This window comes from Bradyrhizobium sp. TM239, assembly GCF_036247985.1.
Lineage (GTDB): Bacteria > Pseudomonadota > Alphaproteobacteria > Rhizobiales > Xanthobacteraceae > Bradyrhizobium > Bradyrhizobium ottawaense.
This window is the reverse complement of sequence record NZ_BTIR01000062.1, coordinates 1-345: the sequence shown is the minus strand read 5'-3', so window position 1 is coordinate 345 and position 345 is coordinate 1. Positions and strand designations below refer to the sequence as shown.

Here is a 345-nt window from a genome sequence, read left to right as displayed (position 1 = left end):
CCAAGGCCAAGATCATCGGCATTGCCGCAGGCCCCCCCAACAACATGAACGAGATCAAGACCGGCTCGGAGTTCGGCGTGTTCAAGGGCGGCCAGCAGATGGCGGCGCTGCTGGCGCTGATCACCGACATCCACGGCCTCGGCCTGCAGGCGGCGCAAGGCCTGCTGCTGACCACCTCGTTCTACTGGGACATGGACGACAAGACCCGCGAATGGTCGAAGCGCTATTTTGCCAAGATGAACAAGATGCCGTCGATGTGGCAGGCCGGCGTCTATTCCAGCGTGATGCACTATCTCAACGCCATCAAGGAAGCCGGCACCGACGATCCGCTCAAGGTCGCCGCCA

Annotated in this window: 1 protein-coding gene; it reads left to right on the top strand. The window is 62.0% G+C overall.

Going from position 1 to position 345, the window contains the following annotated elements; translation table 11 throughout:
* The coding region (locus AABA84_RS34910; RefSeq protein ID WP_338314365.1) for an ABC transporter substrate-binding protein at nt 1-345 on the top strand (345 nt) is incomplete at both ends.